This is a genomic window from Micromonospora sp. NPDC005205, from assembly GCF_040608275.1.
Taxonomy (GTDB): Bacteria; Actinomycetota; Actinomycetes; order Mycobacteriales; family Micromonosporaceae; genus Micromonospora.
Genome location: NZ_JBEXHV010000002.1, coordinates 291,307 through 309,720, shown reverse-complemented (window position 1 = coordinate 309,720; position 18,414 = coordinate 291,307). Strand labels below are relative to the sequence as shown.

The 18,414-nt window shown below is 72.6% G+C and carries 16 protein-coding genes and 1 pseudogene; 9 read left to right on the top strand and 8 right to left on the bottom strand.

Features of this window, described 5'->3' with window-relative positions:
• Positions 1–44: 44 nt before the first annotated feature.
• Genes ABZU43_RS06115 through ABZU43_RS06100 form a run of 4 tightly spaced genes read right to left on the bottom strand, consistent with a single transcriptional unit; the run spans position 45 to position 5,947 of the window.
• Positions 45–1,292: an MFS transporter gene (locus tag ABZU43_RS06115; protein ID WP_355005447.1), complete on the bottom strand. Its 1,248-nt coding sequence runs from the start codon at positions 1,290–1,292 to the stop codon at positions 45–47.
• Positions 1,293–1,332: 40 nt separating this feature from the next.
• A complete protein-coding gene (locus tag ABZU43_RS06110; RefSeq protein WP_355005446.1) occupies positions 1,333–1,914 on the bottom strand; it encodes an isochorismatase family protein in 582 nt (193 codons plus the stop codon).
• Positions 1,915–1,965: 51 nt separating this feature from the next.
• The gene (locus ABZU43_RS06105) at positions 1,966–3,252 is read right to left on the bottom strand and encodes a nicotinate phosphoribosyltransferase (RefSeq protein WP_355005445.1); all 1,287 of its coding nucleotides are present in this window, start codon (positions 3,250–3,252) and stop codon (positions 1,966–1,968) included.
• Positions 3,253–3,268: 16 nt separating this feature from the next.
• The gene (locus ABZU43_RS06100; RefSeq protein WP_355005444.1) at positions 3,269–5,947 is read right to left on the bottom strand and encodes a LuxR C-terminal-related transcriptional regulator; all 2,679 of its coding nucleotides are present in this window, start codon (positions 5,945–5,947) and stop codon (positions 3,269–3,271) included.
• Positions 5,948–6,140: 193 nt separating this feature from the next.
• Here ABZU43_RS06100 and ABZU43_RS06095 point away from each other — a divergent pair, with 193 nt between their 5' ends.
• The 9 genes and pseudogenes from ABZU43_RS06095 to rdgB all read left to right on the top strand — a co-directional run bounded on the left by ABZU43_RS06095 (position 6,141) and on the right by rdgB (position 13,083).
• On the top strand, positions 6,141–7,691 hold the full coding sequence (locus ABZU43_RS06095) for a hypothetical protein (RefSeq protein ID WP_355005443.1): 1,551 nt from the start codon (positions 6,141–6,143) through the stop codon (positions 7,689–7,691).
• A 148-nt stretch (positions 7,692–7,839) separates the two neighbouring features.
• Positions 7,840–8,130: an ATP-dependent Clp protease adapter ClpS gene (gene clpS / locus ABZU43_RS06090; RefSeq protein ID WP_088946433.1), complete on the top strand. Its 291-nt coding sequence runs from the start codon at positions 7,840–7,842 to the stop codon at positions 8,128–8,130.
• A complete protein-coding gene (locus ABZU43_RS06085) occupies positions 8,127–8,627 on the top strand; it encodes a DUF2017 domain-containing protein (protein ID WP_210780952.1) in 501 nt (166 codons plus the stop codon). Before clpS ends, ABZU43_RS06085 begins: the two co-directional genes overlap by 4 nt.
• Before the next feature lie 52 nt (positions 8,628–8,679).
• On the top strand, positions 8,680–9,168 hold the full coding sequence (locus ABZU43_RS06080) for a M67 family metallopeptidase (protein ID WP_355005442.1): 489 nt from the start codon (positions 8,680–8,682) through the stop codon (positions 9,166–9,168).
• Positions 9,169–9,232: 64 nt separating this feature from the next.
• Positions 9,233–9,532, top strand: a pseudogene (locus ABZU43_RS06075) (MoaD family protein); the annotation flags it as partial.
• Between the two features lie 143 nt (positions 9,533–9,675).
• Positions 9,676–10,641 carry a cysteine synthase gene (locus tag ABZU43_RS06070; protein ID WP_355005441.1) on the top strand — a complete coding sequence of 322 codons (966 nt, stop codon included), beginning with the start codon at positions 9,676–9,678 and terminating at the stop codon, positions 10,639–10,641.
• Between the two features lie 223 nt (positions 10,642–10,864).
• Positions 10,865–11,608 carry an MBL fold metallo-hydrolase gene (locus ABZU43_RS06065; RefSeq protein ID WP_355005440.1) on the top strand — a complete coding sequence of 248 codons (744 nt, stop codon included), beginning with the start codon at positions 10,865–10,867 and terminating at the stop codon, positions 11,606–11,608.
• Positions 11,609–11,743: 135 nt separating this feature from the next.
• Positions 11,744–12,469: a ribonuclease PH gene (gene rph, locus ABZU43_RS06060; protein WP_355005439.1), complete on the top strand. Its 726-nt coding sequence runs from the start codon at positions 11,744–11,746 to the stop codon at positions 12,467–12,469.
• On the top strand, positions 12,466–13,083 hold the full coding sequence (rdgB, locus tag ABZU43_RS06055) for an RdgB/HAM1 family non-canonical purine NTP pyrophosphatase (RefSeq protein ID WP_355005438.1): 618 nt from the start codon (positions 12,466–12,468) through the stop codon (positions 13,081–13,083). Before rph ends, rdgB begins: the two co-directional genes overlap by 4 nt.
• Positions 13,084–13,114: 31 nt before the next feature.
• On the opposite strand, the gene hutH is transcribed toward rdgB, so the two are convergent.
• Genes hutH through ABZU43_RS06035 form a run of 4 tightly spaced genes read right to left on the bottom strand, consistent with a single transcriptional unit; the run spans position 13,115 to position 18,361 of the window.
• Positions 13,115–14,653, bottom strand: coding sequence for a histidine ammonia-lyase (gene hutH / locus ABZU43_RS06050; RefSeq protein WP_355005437.1), 1,539 nt, complete (start codon positions 14,651–14,653; stop codon positions 13,115–13,117).
• A complete protein-coding gene (gene hutI, locus ABZU43_RS06045; RefSeq protein ID WP_355005436.1) occupies positions 14,650–15,837 on the bottom strand; it encodes an imidazolonepropionase in 1,188 nt (395 codons plus the stop codon). The genes hutH and hutI overlap by 4 nt, the downstream gene beginning before the upstream one ends.
• Entirely contained in the window at positions 15,834–17,201 is a 1,368-nt protein-coding gene (locus tag ABZU43_RS06040; protein WP_355005435.1) for a formimidoylglutamate deiminase, read from the bottom strand. Before ABZU43_RS06040 ends, hutI begins: the two co-directional genes overlap by 4 nt.
• Positions 17,192–18,361 (bottom strand): allantoate amidohydrolase, encoded by a 1,170-nt coding sequence (locus ABZU43_RS06035; protein WP_355005672.1) that lies wholly within the window; start codon positions 18,359–18,361, stop codon positions 17,192–17,194. Before ABZU43_RS06035 ends, ABZU43_RS06040 begins: the two co-directional genes overlap by 10 nt.
• Positions 18,362–18,414: the final 53 nt, after the last annotated feature.

Genomic DNA, 18,414 nt, shown 5'->3' with positions numbered 1-18,414 from the left:
AGATGGCCCTGTCCGGGCCGGGCCGTTGGATCTGGGCCCGGCTGTCAGCGGGCGGCGAGGGTGAGGTCGGCCTCGGCGGGCGGCGGGGTGGCCGCTTCGGCGATGCGGCGGCGGCGCAGCTCGATCGGGAGCACCACCAGGGTGACCAGCGCGCCGAGCGCCCCGGTCACCACGAAGCCCCAGAGTGGCGCGCTGGCGTCGATCACCGCGCCGGCGAGCGGTGCGCCGACCGCGATGCCGACGGTGACCGCGGAGCCGTGCAGACCCATCGCTTCACCGCGCACCTCGGCCGGTACCAGGCGGCTGACCGCGTCCGAGCCGGCCGCGATGGTCGGCGCGCAGAGCGCGCCGGCGGGGATCAGCGCCAGGCACAGCAGCCACCAGTGCGCACCGCCCAGCCCCACCGGAATGGTGCACAGCGCCAGCGCGGCGGTCAGTGCCAGCGGGGAGAACGATCGGTGTACGGCACCGTAGGCGAAACCGCCGGCCAGCGAGGCGACCGCCCAGATGGCCAGGACCACGCCGGTCCAGCCGACCTCGCCGCTGGCCCGCAGGACAGCGACCACCGCCACGTCGGTGCCCCCGAGCACCAGGGTCGCGGCCGCGCTGAGCGCCAGGATGGCGAGCAGTCGCGGGGTCAGCCACTCCCGGCGCGGCACCCGGCGCTGTGGGCCGGTGGGTTCGTTGGCCTCCCGGATCGGTGGGTTGACGACCCACAGGGCGATCCCGGCGGCGACGATGCCGCCACCGACCAGATACATGGTGGTCTGCGCGGAGATCGCGGTGACCAGGGCCACCGCCAACGCCGGGCCGATCATGAAGGACAGCTCCACCGACATCGAGTCCAGTGCGTAGGCCGGGCGGCGTTGGTCCTCGGGTACCAGCGCGGCGATCGACTGACGGACCACGGAGAAGATGGGCAGGGCCAGGGAGCCGGCCACGAAGGCGGCCGGCAGGAGCACGGGGTACGCCAGCGACGGCGCGGTGGACCAGAAGATCGCCTCAGCGATCGCGGTGAGCACCAGGACCGGGCGCAGTCCACGCCGGTCCACGAGTCGGCCGAGCAGCGGCCCGCCGATCGCCGCGCCCACCGTGACCGCCGCGCCCACCAGGCCGGCCGCCCCATAGCCTCGATCAAGATCGAGCACCACGTGGAACGTCAGCGTCACCCCGGTCGCGGTGAGCGGAATGCGGGCGAGGACGGCAACCAGTAGCAGCGACCGCAGGCCGGGCAGGGCGAGCGCCCGCCGGTAAGGCTTCATGTTCACGTGGGTCCGTACCTCCGGCGACATCCTCGACCGGCGGCGGCCCCTTGGCCAACCAATTAGCGCCTCATGCGGCCCTGATCACAGGCTGGCCGTGCATGAGCACCCCGGCGCCCTCCATGGCGCGTAGGGCCACGTCGGTGGTCGCCGGGGCGACGGCGGCGGTCAACTCCAGCAGCACGGTGGTGGCGAAACCCTCCCGGGCGGCGTCCAGCGCCGTCGCCCGGACGCAGTGGTCAGTGGCGATGCCGACCACGTCGACCCGGTCCACGTCGCGCCGGCGCAGCCAGTCGGCCAGGCACTCGCCGTCGTCGGCATGGCCCTCGAAACCGGAGTACGCCGCCGCGTGCTCGCCCTTGTGGAAGATCGCCTCGACCTTCGCGGTGTTCAGTTCCGGGTGGAATTCCGAACCGCTGGTGCCGACCACGCAGTGCCGGGGCCAGGACTCCACGAAGTCCGGGGGATCGCCGAAGTGGGCACCCGGGTCGACGTGGTAGTCCTTGGTGGCGACCACGTGCGTCCACCGGTCCGGCTCGGCGGCGAGTAACCGGGAGATGCCGGCGGCCACCCCTGCGCCGCCGGCGACGGCCAGCGAGCCGCCCTCGCAGAAGTCGTTCTGCACGTCCACGATGATCAGCGCGTTGGCCATCGGGGGGTTTCCTCTCTCCGCACTGTCGGTCGGTGGCGCTCGGGGGATGACTCAGCCAGCGGGTACGACGGTGACCGGCACGGCCGGGTCGCCGGCCGAGAGCTTCAGTCCCTCCCACGGGATGGAGATCAGGCACTCCCGCAGGTGCTCGCGTGACTCGTCGAGGGTGGGCAGCGCCACCGACTCGCCGGCGACCACGTACGACTGCTGGAGCAGGCGGTCGTTGGGCTGCCGGTCGGGAACGCCCTGCGGGACGATGACCTCCTCGGTGGCGGTGCCGGTCGGCTTGTGCCGGCGGACCGCTACCTTCCGGCCGCCGATGGTGGCCTTGTGCTCGGATCGCTTCACGACCGGCCGGCCCTCGACCTCGACCAATTTGTAGACCAGCCCGGCGGTCGGTGCCCCGGAGCCGGTGACCACGGCAGTGCCGGCGCCGTACATGTCCACCGGTTCGGCGGCCAGCGCGGCGATCGCGTACTCGTCCAGGTCACCGGAAACGATGATCTTGGTCTCGGTGGCGCCCAGCGAGTCGAGCAACTCCCGGGACTGCTGAGCGATCACCGCGAGGTCGCCGGAGTCGATCCGTACCGCCCGCAGGTCCGGCCCGGCCACCGCGATGGCGTTGCGGATGCCCTGGCTGATGTCGTACGTGTCGACCAGCAGCGTGGTGTCCTTGCCCAGCGTGGCGACCTGCGAGGCGAACGCAGCCCGCTCGTCGTCGTGCAGCAGGGTGAACGCGTGCGCTGCCGTGCCCGCGGTCGGGATGCCGTAGCGCGCGCCGGCGGCGAGGTTGGACGTGAACCGGAACCCGGCCAGGAACGCGGACCGCGCCGCGGCCACTGCCGCCTCCTCGTGTGCCCGACGCGACCCCATCTCGATCAGCGTCCGGCCCCGCGCCGCGGTCACCATCCGGGCCGCCGCGGCGGCCACCGCGCAATCGTGGTTGAGCACGGACAGCGCCACCGTCTCCAGCACCACGCATTCGGCGAAGCCGCCGGAGACGGTGAGGATCGGTGAACCGGGGAAGAACAGCTCACCCTCGGCGTACCCGTCGACGTCGCCGGTGAAGCGGTAGTCGGTGAGCCACGCCGCCGCCGTCTCGTCGACCACCCCGGTCCGCAGCAGGAAATCGACCTCGGTGGGGTCGAACCGGAAGTCGCGGATCAGCTCGATCAGACGGGCCGTCCCGGCGACCACGCCGTACCGGCGACCGCTGGGCAACCGGCGGCTGAACACCTCGAAGACGCACCGGCGATCGGCGGTGCCGTCCTTCAGTGCCGCGCTGACCATGGTCAGCTCGTAGTGGTCGGTCAGGAGCGCGGGGCGGTGGTTGCTCACCGCCCCAGCCTAAGGTTCAGCTCGGGTCGCCGCCGTCGTGGCCCGGGATCGAGCGCAACGCCGCCCAGAGTTCGGCCCGGGCGGTGACGCCGAGCTTGGCGTAGATCCGCTGGAGGTGGTTCTCCACGGTGCGCGCCGAGAGGTAGAGCCGTTCGGCGATGGCCCGGCTGGGAGCGCCGTGCGCGGCGAGGCGCGCCACCTGCCATTCCCGCTCGGTGAGCACTGGCGCGCCGGCCTGGAGCGCCGGCGTCCGGATCAGGTCACAGCGCCCGAGCAACCCGGCGAGGCGTTCCCGAGCGTCGTTGGCGGCGGCCGAGTGTTGCCGGCGCAGCCGCTGGACGGCCTGGGAGGTGGCCTCCGCGGCGTACACGGTCAACTCCAGGGCGGAGTAGTCGTCGGCGACCGCCAGCAGATCGGTGGGGGAGTCGGTCACCGCGGCGCGGGCGTGCCGGGCCAGCAGCGGCGGGAGCACCCCGTCGACCCGCTCGGATAGCTCGGCGAGGCGCTGCGCGACGGTGCGGCGGCTGCCGTCGGAGCAGGTCGGGCCGACGGCCATGCCCGCCTGGTCGAGTCGGACGAGGTCGTGCAGGACATGCACCTCGTGCCCGGCGAAGCCGTCGGAGCGCAGCCGGTCCACCAGGTCACCGAGGTGTTTGACCGCGCCCGGCAGGTCGCCCGACGTGGCGAGCGACGCGCCCCGGGCCTGCTCCAGCCACGGGTAGAGCACCGCCATGCCCGGCGCGTGCGTGCGGTCGGCCTCGGCCATCGCCGCAACCGCCTGCGCGGCGTCACCGCGCAGCGCCGCCGCCTGGGCGCGTTCGGCCTGGGCCAGACCGGCGTAGACCCGGCTCGTGGCCAGCACCGCGCAGGCACCCAGCGAGGTCCGCATGGCCGCGTCGCTCTGCCCACGCAGCCGGGCCGCGTACGCCTGAAGGATGGCCAGGTAGCCGGTGCCGAGGCGGAAGTCGCCGGCTCCGGCGAGGTCGGCGAACTCGTCGGCCACGATCGTGTCGATCCCGGCCAGGTCGCCGGTGAGCATGAGCCGGGTGCCTCGGGCCAGTTCCAGGGCCAACTGGAGGTACGGCATGTCGGTGCGCCAGCTCGCCGCGGCCGAGTGCACCTGGGCGATCGCCGTACCGCTGCGGGTCAGCTCGCCCTGCGCGGCCTGGACGTACGCGATGGTGGAGCGGGCCAGCTCGCGGGCGGCGACGCCCGCCGCCGGACGGTCGAGCACCCGTCGGCTGAGCTGCACGGCGGTGGCTGTGTCCAGGCGGTGCAGGCGCATGATCGCCTCGAATGCGTGCACCCGGGACCGGTCGGCGGAGTCGCTGAGCTGCTCGGCCCGGCTTGCGATCTCCTCCACCGTGGACTCCCGGCTCAGCCCCCAGTAGCTGACCATGCCGCGTACTGTCAGCCACCGGCAGAGCCGTCGCTCGTCGCCGGGCATGGGGGTGACCGCGTCGAGGACGTCGATCGCCTCGTCGGGCCGGTCGGCGAACATCAGGATGGTGGCCAGCAGCTCCGCCGCGTCGTAGCCGCCGTCGGCGTGCAGCGCGGCCCGCGCCAGGCGGGTCGCCAGCGGCACGTCGTAGCGGGTGAACGCCTGCACCGCGGCGTCCAGCAGCAGAGCCGGATCCTGTGCGGTGCCCGAGTCGAGTCGCCAGACCGCCACCCGCAACAGGTCGTCGCGTCGGCGTTTGCCGACCTGCTCGAGCAGGTCGGCGAGGTGTGCCTGGAGCCGGCGGGTGCGGCTGACCGGGCAGCGACGGCGCATCACCTCGCCGTAGAGCGGGTGTGCCAGCCGGACGTTGGTGCGCCGGTCGTGCTGGATGACGGTGATCAGCCCGCGTTCCTCGGCGGTCTCCACGTCCGACTGTTCGGCGGCCTGCCGCAGGAGGTGCAGGCCCAGTGGTTCGCCGAACGCGACCAGCTCGACGACCGCGCGGACGCCGTCGGTGAGTTTGCCGACCCGGGTGTCGATGAGGTCGGTCAGGTTGGGCGCCAGTTCCAGACGCCCGGTCCACTTCCAGATCCCGTACGTGCGCTTCAACTCGGCGCTGCCGTTGGCGGCGTGCACGAGCTCGCGCAGCAGCAGCGGGTTGCCGGCCGACAGCCGGCCGAGCCGGTCGGCGGAGTTCGCGTCGACCGGGCCGCCCAGGATCGCCGCCAGCAGGTCGGTGGTCTCCTCCTGCGGCATCGGGGTCAGCTCGACGTGCTCGACCAGGTCGTCGGTCCAGAGTGCGCGGATCGGCAGCGGGATCTGCTCACCGTCGCGCAGGGTGCCGACCACTGTGGCGTTCTCGGCGCGGGCGACGAGATGCACGAGTGCGGCCGAGGGGGGATCGAGCAGGTGGGCGTCGTCGATGGCGAGCACGATTCGTCGGCCGGCCGCCTGCTGTTGCAGAACGTTGAGCGCCCAGCGCAGGATGCCGGCGGGGGAGAGGCCCTGCGGCTGCTCGGCGGGGAGGACCTGGACGAGCCCACCGAACGGCAGCGCCGCGGTGGTGGCGCTGGCGGCGATGGACCAGATCGCGAACCGGTCGGTGGGCAACGCGCCCACGCCCTCGCGCAGCAGGCGACTCTTGCCGATGCCAGCGCTGCCGCTGAAGAAGAGCCCGCGGCCGGCCTCGCCGGTCACGGCCTCCAGCAGGCGGTTGAGCTCATCCGTGCGGCCGACGAACTCCCATCGACTCATTCGCGCAGCATATCGACCGGAATCCGTCCGCGCCCGTACCGTCACCGTGCGAAGTTGAGTAATCGCACAATTACCGCTGAGTATTCGAGGTGTTCCGCCCGGTCGTCGGCCCGCCCGTAGTCTTCCGACATCCGATTGACGTACCGGAAATTCCGCGACCGGATTTCCGGTCACCCGCAACGGGAGGCACCTGATGAAGCAGGGCCCTCTCCCCTCGGTCGATTCGCCGGACGACATGACCGGCCCAGCAGACCTACCGACCTGCGGCCCCCTCCCCACCCGGGTCGGCGTGTCCGGCGCCGCCCCGGATGAGCCGCTCGGTGTGGTCGCCGTTGGCCCGGCGGGTGCCGAGCGGCGTGCGGTGCTGGCCACCCTGCTCGAGCTCGACCCGGTCATGCTCACAGTGCCGGCGGGCAGTTGGTTGGTGGTGCGCGACGCCAAGGTGCCCACCCGGGCGGCGTTCGTGCCCGGTTACCGGCAGCCGCACTCGTACGGCGCGGACCGGGACGCCGCCGGTCCGGCGTTGGCCCGCCCGCCCCGGCGTGTCGAGCTGAGCGTGCCCCAGCCGCTGCTGCGGCACTTCACCCTGGTCGACGTTCCGGACACTGCCACCCTCGGTGTGTCCGGCACCCGGGTGCTGCTCGAAGCGGTGGGCCGGGCCGGCGCGATGCTCTTCGTGATCGCCGCCGACCAGGCCTTCACCGCCGCCGAGTTGAACCTGCTCGCCGAAGTCGCCCCGACCTCGGTGGAGGTCGTCTTCGCGGTGACCCCGGGCGCGGCGGGGTGGGCTCCGCTGGCCGACGGCACGGCGACTACGGAGGGCGCGGGGGCGTCCGTCCCGCCGGTCGGGGGTGCGGAGACCGAGGTGGATGCGGTCGCGGTCACTGTGGAGGCGCATCGGGCGGCGCTCCTGGCCGCGGTGCCGGCGCTGGCCGGCGCGCGGTGGTTCCCGGTCGACGGCGCCGACACTGCCGCCGACCTACGGCGGGCGCTGGTGGGTTGGGCGTCGCGTGAGGGGTTGCAGCGGGCCAGCGTCGACCCACCGATCCTGCCGGGCCAGCAGGGCCGTGTGGCCGTGGCCGCCGATCCGGGTGACTGGTCCGAGCGGCTCGACCGCCATGCCCGCTCGTGTGCTCAGCGGATCCGCCAGCACCTCGCCCTGGAGTTGGCGAACATCCACCTTCGGGCCGTTCAGGAGATCGTGTTCGGAGTCGGCCTTGCCGGCCTACCGGATCTTCTCGACCGTGAGATGGCGGCGTTGTCGTTGTTGGCGACCGCGCAGTGCGATCAGGCGGTGCGCGGCATCATGACCGACGTCGCGTCCCAGGTGCTCGGCGCGCCGCCAGCCGAAGGCGTGCGCCGCCGGATCGCCACCGCTGTGCAGTACGGCCTGGCCGATCACCGGCCCGGCCACGAATTGGACAAGGTGCTGTTGATCACCAGCACGGCGGGCGTGGCCGAGTTGACCGGTATGGAGGCGATCGATGCCGCCGCCAGCTATCCGATGGCGTCCCGGGACGAGGTGCTCCCGCCCATTGCGGTGGCGCTCTCCGGCGGGTGCTGGCAGCAGTGGCGTACGCCGGGCAACGGTGACCACAGCGCGGCGCGAGCCTGGTCCCAGCGGGCGGTGCGCGAGGTCGAGTTGGGCTTGTCCAGGGAGATCTCCCGACGGTTCGAGGTGATCCGCCTCTCGCTGGGCGTGGTGCTCTCCGATGCAGTCGATCACGGCATTCTGCTCGCCTGACGGCGCGCCCACCGGTTGGTCCGGGTCCGGGCCGGACCCCACCTCCGATGGCGTCCGGGGCGGGTCGGGAGGGCCCGGGGTGGGTGATCCGCGCCGGTCCGGCGTTCCGGTTCCTCGGTTCCGGGGAACCGGTGGCACGATGGGGGGCATGGCGGCTCCGCAGGTTGCACCGGTCGAGACGCCGGACACTGACGAGGTGCCGGCGTCCGACCGGCAGTGGGTGACGATCGTGTGGGACGACCCGGTCAATCTGATGACGTACGTGACCTGGGTCTTCCAGAAGCTTTTCGGCTACAGCCGGGAGAGGGCCGAACAGCTGATGCTGGACGTGCACCACAAGGGCCGTGCCGTGGTCTCCACCGGTGCCCGCGAACGGATGGAGCACGACGCGTCGCAGCTGCACGCGTACGGGCTGTGGGCGACGGTGGACAGGTCATGAGCATGTTCCATCGCCAGGCCGGTCATTACGTCGCCGTCTTCGCCGTCGACGAGGTGCGGGTGCTGCGCAAGGTCGCCTCCGAGGTGGTGGGTCTGCTCACCGATGGCTTCGACCACACCGACCCGGTGGTCGGTCGGCTCTTTCCGGCGGTCTACCCGCAGGATGCTCCCGGCACCGCCGAGTTCCGCCGCTACACCGAGGGCGACCTGAAGACCGCGAAGATCGATCAGGCGGGGGCGATCCTGGCCGCGTTGCCGGACGAGGCCGGCGGCGAGGTGCGGCTGGACGCCGAGGCCGCCGAGGCGTGGTTGCGGGCGCTGAACGACGCACGGCTCGCGATGGGCGTCCGCTTGGAGATCAAGGACGGCACGGATCTGGGCGAGGAGCTGGACGACGCTGTCGCTGAGGACCCGGGTTCCAGTCGGGTGTTCCAGCTTTCGGTCTACGCCTATCTCGGGTATCTACAGGAGTCGCTGCTCAACGCCTTGATCGACTAAGGGTGACCGGCACCACTTCGACCTGTGCCCGGCAGGCGTTAGGCTGGTACACGTGCTGAGCATCGACCGGTCGATCATTGACGCGATCGTCGCCCACGCGCGCCGGGATCACCCTGACGAGGCGTGCGGCGTGGTCGCCGGTCCCGTCGGCAGCGACACCCCGACCCGGCACATCCCGATGGACAATGCGGCGCGGTCGATGACCTTCTACGAGTTCGACTCGATGGAGCATCTGCGCGTGTGGCGGGAGATGGACGACCGGGACGAGGAGCCCGTCGTCATCTACCACTCGCACACCGCCACCGAGGCGTACCCGTCGCGGACGGACGTCGCCTTCGCCGGTGAGCCGGGGGCGCACTACCTGCTCGTCTCGACCCGTGAGCCCGACTCGGAGGAGATCCGGTCGTTCCGGATCGTCGACGGCGTGATCACCGAGGAGCCGGTCCGTGTCGTGAAGGCCGGTGTCGACCCGCACGCCGTCCAGTCCTACATGTTCGGGCAGAGCCCGGCGACGGTCGATTACGAGTGTTCCGGCCGCTGACCTGTCAGCGCCGCAGCCATCTCGTCCCGTCACCGTAGGCACACCCGATCGAGGAGTTCCCATCATGGCCATTGAGGTTCGCATCCCCACCATCCTGCGCAGCTACACCGGCGGCGCCAAGGTCGTCGACGGCACCGGCGACACGCTCGCCGATCTGCTCACCGACCTGGATTCCCGGCACGGCGGTCTGCGCGGCCGGCTGATCACCGACGCGGGCACGCTGCACCGCTTCGTCAACGTCTACGTCAACGACGAGGACGTTCGCTTCCTCGGTGCGCTCGACGCGAAGCTCTCCGATGGCGACAGCGTCACCATCCTGCCGGCGGTGGCCGGCGGCGCGTTCGGCTTCGCCGCGGCAGCGGCGATCAGCGCGCACAGCGCCGCGGCAGCGGCGATCAGCGCGCACAGCGCCGCGGCAGCGGCGATCAGCTCGCACAGCATCAGCTCGCAGAGTGCCGTCGACGCGGTGGCCCGCGACGCCGTCGCGGCTCGCTGAGGTCGGCCGCCATGGCGCGGTACGACAGCCTGCTCGACGCCTGCGGGGGTACGCCGCTGGTCGGCCTGCCCCGACTTTCCCCGACGGCGCCCGAGGGGGCCCCTCCGGTGCGGCTCTGGGCCAAGCTGGAGGACCGCAACCCCACCGGCAGCATCAAGGACCGCGCGGCGCTGTTCATGGTCCGGGCGGCGGAGGAGGCTGGCCGGCTCCGCAACGGTGACACCATCCTCGAGCCGACGAGCGGCAACACCGGCATCTCGTTGGCCATGGTGGCGAAGATGCGCGGCTACCGGTTGGTCTGCGTGATGCCGGAGAACGTCTCCACCGAGCGGGTGCAGATGCTCCGGATGTACGGGGCCGAGATCATCTTCTCGCCGGCGGCGGGTGGTTCCAACCAGGCGGTCGCCACGGCGAAGCAGATCGCCGTCGAGCACCCCGACTGGGTGATGCTCTACCAGTACGGCAACGAGGCGAACGCGCGGGCGCACTACGAGACGACCGGGCCGGAGCTGCTGCACGACCTGCCCAGCATTACGCACTTCGTGGCCGGGCTGGGCACCACCGGCACCCTGATGGGCACCGGGCGTTATCTGCGGGAAAAGGTCGAGGGCATTCAGATCGTGGCTGCCGAGCCGCGCTACGGCGAGTTGGTCTACGGGCTGCGCAACATCGACGAGGGATACGTTCCGGAGCTCTACGACGCCTCGGTGCTCTCCCGGCGGTTCTCGGTCGGCACCCGGGACGCGGTGTTGCGCACCCGCCAGCTGGTGGAGGTGGAGGGCATCTTCGCCGGCTTCTCCACCGGTGCGATCCTGCACGCCGCGCTGGCGGTGGCGCACGAGGCGGTGCGCGACGGCCGGCGGGCCGATGTGGCCTTCGTGGTCTGCGACGGCGGATGGAAGTACCTGTCCACCGGCGCGTACGGCGGCACCCTCGCCGACGCCGAGGACGCCCTGGAGGGGCAGCTCTGGGCCTGACCGATCTGGTCTGCCGATTACGGGCCGTCGACATTCGTCGACGGCCCGTACGCCTTTTGATGTACCGCGAGCAGGTGTCACGTTCGTGACAACTTCCGTTGGATGATTCTTGCTGCCGGGTGCGCCAGCGTAGGCTGCGCAGCGTGGCGTACGCGTCGGTAGAGATCATGGCTGGGACCATCGCCGGCACAGCTGCTACTGACAGTGACAGCGAGACCACTCGATGCGACTGACAGTTCTGGGGAGCGCCGGCAGTTTCCCTGGCCCCGAGTCGCCCTGCTCGGCCTACCTCGTCGAGGCCGACGGTTTCCGGCTTTTGGTCGACTTCGGCTCGGGGTCGCTGTCCAGCCTCCAGCGGTACGCGGGGTTGCACGCCCCGGACGCCATCCTGCTGACCCACCTGCACTGTGATCACATGTTCGACGCCGTGCTCTACGTGGTGGTGCGCCGGTACGCCCCGGACGGCCCCTACCCGGCGTTGCCGGTGTACGCGCCCGCCGGCGCGCCGGACCGGCTCAGCGCCGCCTACGGGGACGACGGTTCGGTGGAGGACGTGTACCAGTTCTACGCGCTCCAGCCGGGCACCTTCCCGATCGGCCCGTTCGCCGTCACCGTCGACCGGGTCAACCACCCCGTCGAGACGTACGGTGTGCGGCTGGAGCACGACGGCCGTTCGCTGTGCTACTCGTCGGACACCGCGCCCTGTGAGGCGCTGCTGCGGCTGGCCCAGAACGCCGACGTGTTCCTCTGCGAGGCCAGTTACCTCGACGGCGTGGACAATCCGCCGGATCTGCACCTGACCGGCCGGGAGGCCGGCGAGGCGGCGACCAAGGCCGCTGTGGGTCGACTGCTGCTCACCCACCTGGTGCCCGCCTGGGGCAGCGAGGCGCACACGTTGGAGTCGGCCGCCGCCGCGTACAACGGGCCGCTCGAGGTGGTCCGGCCCGGCGCCAGCTACGACATCTGACGCACCGGGTCCCGGGCGCGGGCCGAGGAGTTCGGCTCGCCGGCCGCGGTCGCCGGGTTCCTCGGTGTGCACGGCGCGGGCGTTCTCCTGGGCACCGCGAGCGGGGTGGATCGCCGCACCGCATAGGGTGCAGGCATGGCGCGACCTGACGGGCGAGGGCCCTCTCAACTCCGACCGGTGACCCTGACCCGAGGCTGGAGCACCCATCCGGAGGGCTCGGTGCTCGTCGAGTTCGGCGGCACCCGGGTGCTCTGCACGGCGAGCGTCACCGAAGGGGTGCCCCGCTGGCGCAAGGGCTCCGGGCTCGGTTGGGTGACCGCCGAGTACGCGATGCTGCCCCGGGCCACCAACACCCGCTCCGACCGGGAAAGCGTCAAGGGCCGGGTCGGTGGCCGTACCCATGAGATCTCCCGGTTGATCGGCCGGAGTCTGCGGGCCAGCATCGACCTCAAGGCGCTCGGCGAGAACTCGATAGTGCTCGACTGCGACGTGCTCCAGGCCGACGGCGGCACCCGCACGGCCGCTATCACCGGCGCGTACGTCGCGTTGCACGACGCGGTGAGCTGGCTTGCCGCCCGCAAGTCGTTGGCCGGTAAGCCGGAGAAGGTGATGCACCGTTCGGTGGCCGCGGTCAGCGTGGGGATCATCGCCGGGGAGGCCCGGCTCGATCTCTGCTACGAGGAGGACGTCGCCGCCGAGGTGGACATGAACGTGGTGTGCACCGGCACTGGCGACTTCGTCGAGGTGCAGGGCACCGGCGAGGCGGGCGTGTTCGCCCGCGACCAGCTCGACGCCCTGCTCGACCTGGCCGTCGCCGGCTGCGCCGAGTTGGCCGAAGCCCAGCGGAAGGCACTCGCATGAACAAGGTCCTGCTCGCCACCCGTAACCGTAAGAAGCTGGTCGAGCTTCAGCGGATCCTGGACGGCGCGCTCGGCGCGCACCGGATCGCTCTGCTCGGGCTGGACGACATCGAGCAGTACGCGGAGCTGCCGGAGACCGGCCTGACCTTCGGCGAGAACGCGCTGATCAAGGCGCGGGAGGGCTGCCGGCAGAGCGGCCTGCCGACCATCGCCGACGACTCCGGGCTCGCTGTCGACGCGCTCAACGGGATGCCAGGGGTGTTCAGCGCCCGCTGGTCCGGCAAGCACGGCGACGACCGGGCCAACCTTCAGCTGGTGCTGGACCAGATCGGCGACGTGCCCGACGAGCAGCGGGCCGCCTCGTTCGTCTGCACCGTCGCGTTGGTGCTGCCGGGCGGCAAGGAGCACCTCGTCGACGGCCGGCAGTCCGGTCGGGTGCTGCGCGCGCCGCGCGGTGACGGTGGGTTCGGCTACGACCCGATCTTCCTGGGCGACGGACAGGACCGGACCAACGCCGAGCTGACCCCGGCGGAGAAGGACGCCATCAGTCACCGGGGCAAGGCGTTGCGCGAGCTGGCCAAGCTGATCGCCAAGGTGCTGCCGCCCGCCGCCTGACCCGCGGCGGACGACAGCGACCCGCCGGAGATCAGCCCAGCGGGCCGACCTCCCGTTCGATGGCGGCGCGTAACTCCGGCCCGGCAACGACGGCACGGGCCGCCTCCATCACCGGGGCGAGGAACACGTCCGGGCCGGGCTCGCCGGCTGCCGTACCGAGCGCGGCGACGGCCGCCCGGCCGGCCGGGGACGGCTCCAGTGGGGCGCGCAGTTGGAGGCCGCGTACGCCGGCCAGCAGCTCCACCGCGAGCAGGCTGGTCAGGTTGTCCAGGACGGTGCGCAGCTTCTTCGCGGCGGCCCAGCCCATCGAGACGTGGTCCTCCTGCATTCCGCTGGTGGGCAGCGAGTCCACCGAGGCGGGGGCGGCCAGTCGACGGTTCTCGGCGACGATCCCCGCCGCCGTGTACTGGGCGATCATCAGCCCGGAGTTGACCCCGGCGTCGGGGGAGAGGAACGCCGGCAGTTCCCGGGAGCGGGTCACGTCGAGCAGCCGGTCGACCCGCCGCTCAGCGATCGCGCCCACCTCGGCGGCGGCGATGGCGAGGAAGTCCGCGGCGAAGCCGAGCGGTGCGCCGTGGAAGTTCCCGGTCGACTCGACCCGGCCGTCCGGCAGCACCACCGGGTTGTCCACAACGGACACCAGTTCCCGGCCGGCGACGGTGCGGACGAAGTCCAGGGTGTCGCGGGCCGCGCCGGCCACCTGCGGCGCGCAGCGCATCGAGTACGCGTCCTGCACGGCGTGCGCCAGGTCGTCGCGGTGTGAGTCCATCACCCGGGAGTCCTGCAACAGGCGGTGGATGTTCGCCGCCGACGTCGCCTGACCGGGGTGTGGGCGGATCGCGTGCAGCTCGGGCAGGAACGGCCGCTCCGAGCCGAGCATCGCCTCGATGGCCAGCGCGGCCGTCACGTCGGCCATGGCGAACAGGTGCTCCGCGTCGTGGATGGCCAGCAGCAGCATGCCGAGCATGCCGTCGGTGCCGTTGATCAGCGCCAGCCCCTCCTTGGCGGCCAGCTCGATCGGCTTGAGCCCGGCGGCGGTCAACGCGTCGGCGGCGTCCTGCCGTTCACCGGCCGGGCCGAGCACCCAGCCCTCGCCGAGCAGTACCAGCGCGCAGTGCGCCAGCGGCGCCAGGTCACCGGAGGCGCCCAGCGAGCCGTGCTCGGGGACCCACGGGGTGATGTCGTGGTTGAGCAGGTCGACCAGGGCTTCCGCGACCAGCGGCCGGACCCCGGAGCGGCCCAGGGCGAGGGACCGGACGCGCAGCAGCATCATGGCCCGGACCACCTCGCGCGGCATCGGGGCGCCCACCCCGGCGGCGTGCGAGCGGATCAGCGCGTGTTGCAGCTCGGCCCGCCGCTCCGGCGCGACGAAGGTGTTTGCCAACGCGCCGAACCCGGTGGAGACCCCGTAGACGGGACGGCCCGACGACTCGATGCCGTCCACGATGGCCCGGCTTGTCGCCATCGCGTCGATGGTGGCCGGGGCGAGGACGACGGTGGCGGTGCCGCGGGCCACCGCGAGCACGTCGTCGGCCGAGACTCCGGTGGGCTGGATGGTCACGTGCGTCATTGCGGAACTCCGTTGCGTATTACCTGGCGGATCAGGGGGACACCGGGCCGGTAGGCCAGGTGCAGGTGTGACGGCGCGTCGAGGACGACGAGGTCGGCCCGTGCGCCGGGGGTGAGGACACCGATGTCGTCGCGGCGCAGCGCCCGTGCGCCACCGGCGGTGGCGGCCCAGACCGCCTCCGCCGGGGTCATCCGCATCTCGCGGACCGCGAGGGCCACGCAGAAGGGCATCGACGAGGTGTACGACGAGCCGGGGTTGCAGTCCGTCGCCAGCGCCACCGTGACACCGGCGTCGAGCAGCCGGCGGGCATCCGGGTAGGGCGAGCGGGTGGAGAATTCCGCGCCGGGCAGCAGGGTCGCCACGGTGCGGGTGCCCGACCCGTCGCTGTGGGCCGTGTCGGCCAGGGCGGCCACGTCGGCGTCGCTCAGGTGGGTGCAGTGGTCGACACTGGCCGCGTCCAGCTCCACACCCAGTTGCACCCCGGGGCCGGGGCCGAGCTGGTTGGCGTGCAGCCGCACGCCCAGGCCGGCGGCCTGACCGCAGGCCAGGATGGCGCGGGCGTGGTCCACGTCGAAGGCACCGCGCTCGCAGAACACGTCGATCCACTTTGCGTACGGAGCGGCGGCGGCCAGCATCGGCCCGCAGACCAACCCCACGTAGTCGTCGGGGCGGTCGGCGTACTCGGCGGGCACCACGTGCGCGCCCAGGAAGGTGGTCTCGGTGCTGGTCTCGGCGGCGATCCGCAGCGAGCGGGCCTCGTCGGCGACGGTCAGGCCGTACCCACTCTTGATCTCCATGGTCGTGGTGCCCTGGCGCAGCGCCTCCCCGCGCAGCCGGCGCACCGTGGCACGCAGTTCCTCGTCGGTGGCGGCCCGGGTGGCACCGACGGTGGTCCGGATGCCGCCGCCGGTGTAGGGCTGACCGGCCATCCGGGCGGCGAACTCGGGGGCCCGGTCCCCGGCGAAGACCAGGTGGGCGTGGCTGTCCACGAACCCGGGCAGCACGGCGGCACCACCGGCGTCGACGTGGTGGTCGGCGGCCGGCGCGTACGCGGACGGCCCGACCCAGACCACCCGACCCGCCTCGACCAGCACGGCGGCGTCGCGGCGGATGCCGAGCGGGCCCTCGCCGGCACCGTTGGTGACCAGTTCCCCGATGTTGTCGACGAGCAGGCTGCCGCTCATGCGGGCGTCACCGCCTCGATCGCGGACGACAGTTCGGCCGGTACGTCGACGTTCAGGTGCCGGCCCTCGGCCACCACCACCCGGCCGTCCACCACCACCTGCTCGACGTCCGCCGCGCCGGCGGCGAAGAACGCGCCCACCGGTGGCACCCCGGCGGTGCGGGCGCTGTCCAGGCGTACCGTCACCAGGTCGGCGCGGGTGCCCACCGCGATCCTTCCGGCGTCGGCCCAGCCCAGCGCGGCGTGCCCGGCGACGCTGGCCGCGTTCAGCAGGTCGAGCGGCGCGAAGTGGCCGCGCCGGCGGGTCCGCAGCCGCTCGTCCAGCTCGACCGCCCGAGCCTCCTCGAACAGGTCGATCACTGCGTGGCTGTCGCTGCCGAGGCTCAACCGGATGCCGGCGTCGGCCATCAGCCGGGCCGGGCCGATGCCGTCGGCGAGGTCCCGCTCGGTGGTCGGGCAGAGGCACACCCCGGTCCGGCTGTCGGCGAGCACTGACAGGTCCGCGCTGGTGGGGTGGGTGGCGTGGACGGCGGTGGTGTGCGGCCCGAGCACGCCGTGCTCGGCGAGCAGCGCGGTGGGCGAGTGCCCGTGCACGGCCCGGCACTCGTCGTTCTCGGCGGGCTGTTCGGAGAGGTGCACGTGCAGCGGCGCCTGCCGCTCCCGGGCCCAGTCGGCGACGGTGCGCAACTGATCGGCCGGGACGGCCCGCACCGAGTGCACGGCCGCGCCGACCCGGACGTGCGGGTCCGTCGGTTGGAACGCCGCGGCCCGCTCGGCCCAGCGGCCCGCGTCACTGTCGCCGAAGCGGCGTTGCGGCCCGGCGAGGGGCTGACCGTCCACGCTGGAGGTCAGGTAGCAGGCGTCGAGCAGCGTGAGCCGGATCCCGGCGTGCGCGGCGGCCTCGACCAGCGCCGCGCCCATCTCGTTCGGGTCGTCGTACGCGCCGCCGTCGGGCCGGTGGTGCAGGTAGTGGAACTCGCCCACGCAGGTGATCCCGGCGAGCGCCATCTCGGCGTAGACGGCCCGGGCCAGGGCGAGGTAGGTGTCCGGGTCCAGCCGGTCCGCGATGCCGTACATCTGGTCCCGCCAGGTCCAGAAGTCACCCCGGCCGCCGTGGGTACGCCCGCGCAGCGCCCGGTGGAAGGCGTGCGAGTGCACGTTGGACAGGCCGGGAAGGGTCAGTCCGGGCAGTGCCACCGCGTCGGCGTACACCTCGACCCCGGCCTCCGGTCCGTGCGCTCCCAGCAGCGGCGTCACCGCGGTGATCCGGCCGTCCTCGACCTCGATCAGCACGTCGGGGGTGGGTTCGGCGTGCTCGGGCAGCCAGGCGTACTCGGCGAGCCAGCGGTTCGGTGTCACCGGCATGTCAGCTCCTCCAGCACCCGGGCCAGCGCCCGCACCCCGGCGGCGCAGTCGTCGTCGGTGGCGGCCTCGGCGGGGGAGTGCGAGACGCCGGTCGGGTTGCGCACGAAGAGCATCGCGGTGGGCAGGTACGCGGCGAGCACCCCGGCGTCGTGCCCCGCGCCCGTGGGCAGCACCGGCGCGTCGAGCAGCGCGGCGAGGCGTTTGGCAAGCCCGCCGTCGAAGGCGACCACCGCTGTGGCGGACTCCTCGGTGACGGTCACCTCGGTACCGTCGCGGCGGGCCCTCTCGGCGAGCTTGCCGCGTACCGCGTCGACCAGGCCGGCGAGCGTCTCCGGGTCGGCGGCCCGGGCGTCCAGCCAACCGGTCACCTTCGACGGGATCGCGTTTGTGGCGTTGGGTTCGACGGCGACCCGACCCACAGTGGCGTGCGCGCCGCGCAGCCGGGCCTCCTTGTTGGCCGCCAGCACCGTGAACGCGTAGGTCAGCATCGGGTCGCGGCGGTCGGCCATCCGGGTCGTACCCGCGTGGTTGCCCTCGCCGACGACGTCGAAGCGCCAGCGGCCGTGCGGCCAGATCGCGCTGGCCACCGCGACCGGCGCGTCGGTGTCGACGAGCGCGCGGCCCTGCTCGACGTGCAGCTCGACGAACGCCCCGATCCGGCCCAGCAGCTCCGGGCGGGCGCCCGCCGGCCGGTCACCGAGCGCCTCGGCGAAGCTCACCCCGGCCGCGTCGCGCAGGCCGGCCGCGCGTTCGGGCGCCAGCGCCCCGGTGAGCAGCCGAGACCCCAGGCAGGGTACGCCGAAGCGCGCTCCCTCCTCCTCGACGAAGGCACCCAGCACCAGCGGTCGGCCGGGGGTGACGCCGGCGGCGCGCAGCTCGTCCACGGCGAGGAACGCGCTCACGATGCCGAGCGGCCCGTCGTACGCCCCGCCGTGCGGCACCGAGTCGAAGTGGCTGCCGGTCAGCACCGCGTCGGACGCCTGCGGGTCACCCCAGTGGGCGAAGAGATTGCCGTTGCCGTCCTCGGTGACCGGCATGGCACGGTGCTCGGCCTGCGCCCGGAACCAGGCGCGCAGCTCCCGCTCCGGCTCGGTCAGCGCGTACCGCAGATAGCCGCCGCTGTCGGCGTCCCGCCCGACCGGCGCGATCTCGTCCCACAGCGCCCGGAAGCGGGCGGAAAGGTCGTCGCTCGCTGAGTCTCTGTTGTTCGCGA

Bases quoted from the DNA above. Each gene is read 5' to 3' on its own strand.
- ABZU43_RS06115 (WP_355005447.1), bottom strand. From the start codon at position 1,292: ATGTCGCCGGAGGTACGGACCCACGTGAACATGAAGCCTTACCGGCGG.
- ABZU43_RS06110 (WP_355005446.1), bottom strand. From the start codon at position 1,914: ATGGCCAACGCGCTGATCATCGTGGACGTGCAGAACGACTTCTGCGAG.
- ABZU43_RS06100 (WP_355005444.1), bottom strand. From the start codon at position 5,947: ATGAGTCGATGGGAGTTCGTCGGCCGCACGGATGAGCTCAACCGCCTG.
- ABZU43_RS06095 (WP_355005443.1), top strand. From the start codon at position 6,141: ATGAAGCAGGGCCCTCTCCCCTCGGTCGATTCGCCGGACGACATGACC.
- clpS (WP_088946433.1), top strand. From the start codon at position 7,840: ATGGCGGCTCCGCAGGTTGCACCGGTCGAGACGCCGGACACTGACGAG.
- ABZU43_RS06085 (WP_210780952.1), top strand. From the start codon at position 8,127: ATGAGCATGTTCCATCGCCAGGCCGGTCATTACGTCGCCGTCTTCGCC.
- ABZU43_RS06070 (WP_355005441.1), top strand. From the start codon at position 9,676: ATGGCGCGGTACGACAGCCTGCTCGACGCCTGCGGGGGTACGCCGCTG.
- ABZU43_RS06065 (WP_355005440.1), top strand. From the start codon at position 10,865: ATGCGACTGACAGTTCTGGGGAGCGCCGGCAGTTTCCCTGGCCCCGAG.
- rph (WP_355005439.1), top strand. From the start codon at position 11,744: ATGGCGCGACCTGACGGGCGAGGGCCCTCTCAACTCCGACCGGTGACC.
- rdgB (WP_355005438.1), top strand. From the start codon at position 12,466: ATGAACAAGGTCCTGCTCGCCACCCGTAACCGTAAGAAGCTGGTCGAG.
- hutH (WP_355005437.1), bottom strand. From the start codon at position 14,653: ATGACGCACGTGACCATCCAGCCCACCGGAGTCTCGGCCGACGACGTG.
- hutI (WP_355005436.1), bottom strand. From the start codon at position 15,837: ATGAGCGGCAGCCTGCTCGTCGACAACATCGGGGAACTGGTCACCAAC.
- ABZU43_RS06040 (WP_355005435.1), bottom strand. From the start codon at position 17,201: ATGCCGGTGACACCGAACCGCTGGCTCGCCGAGTACGCCTGGCTGCCC.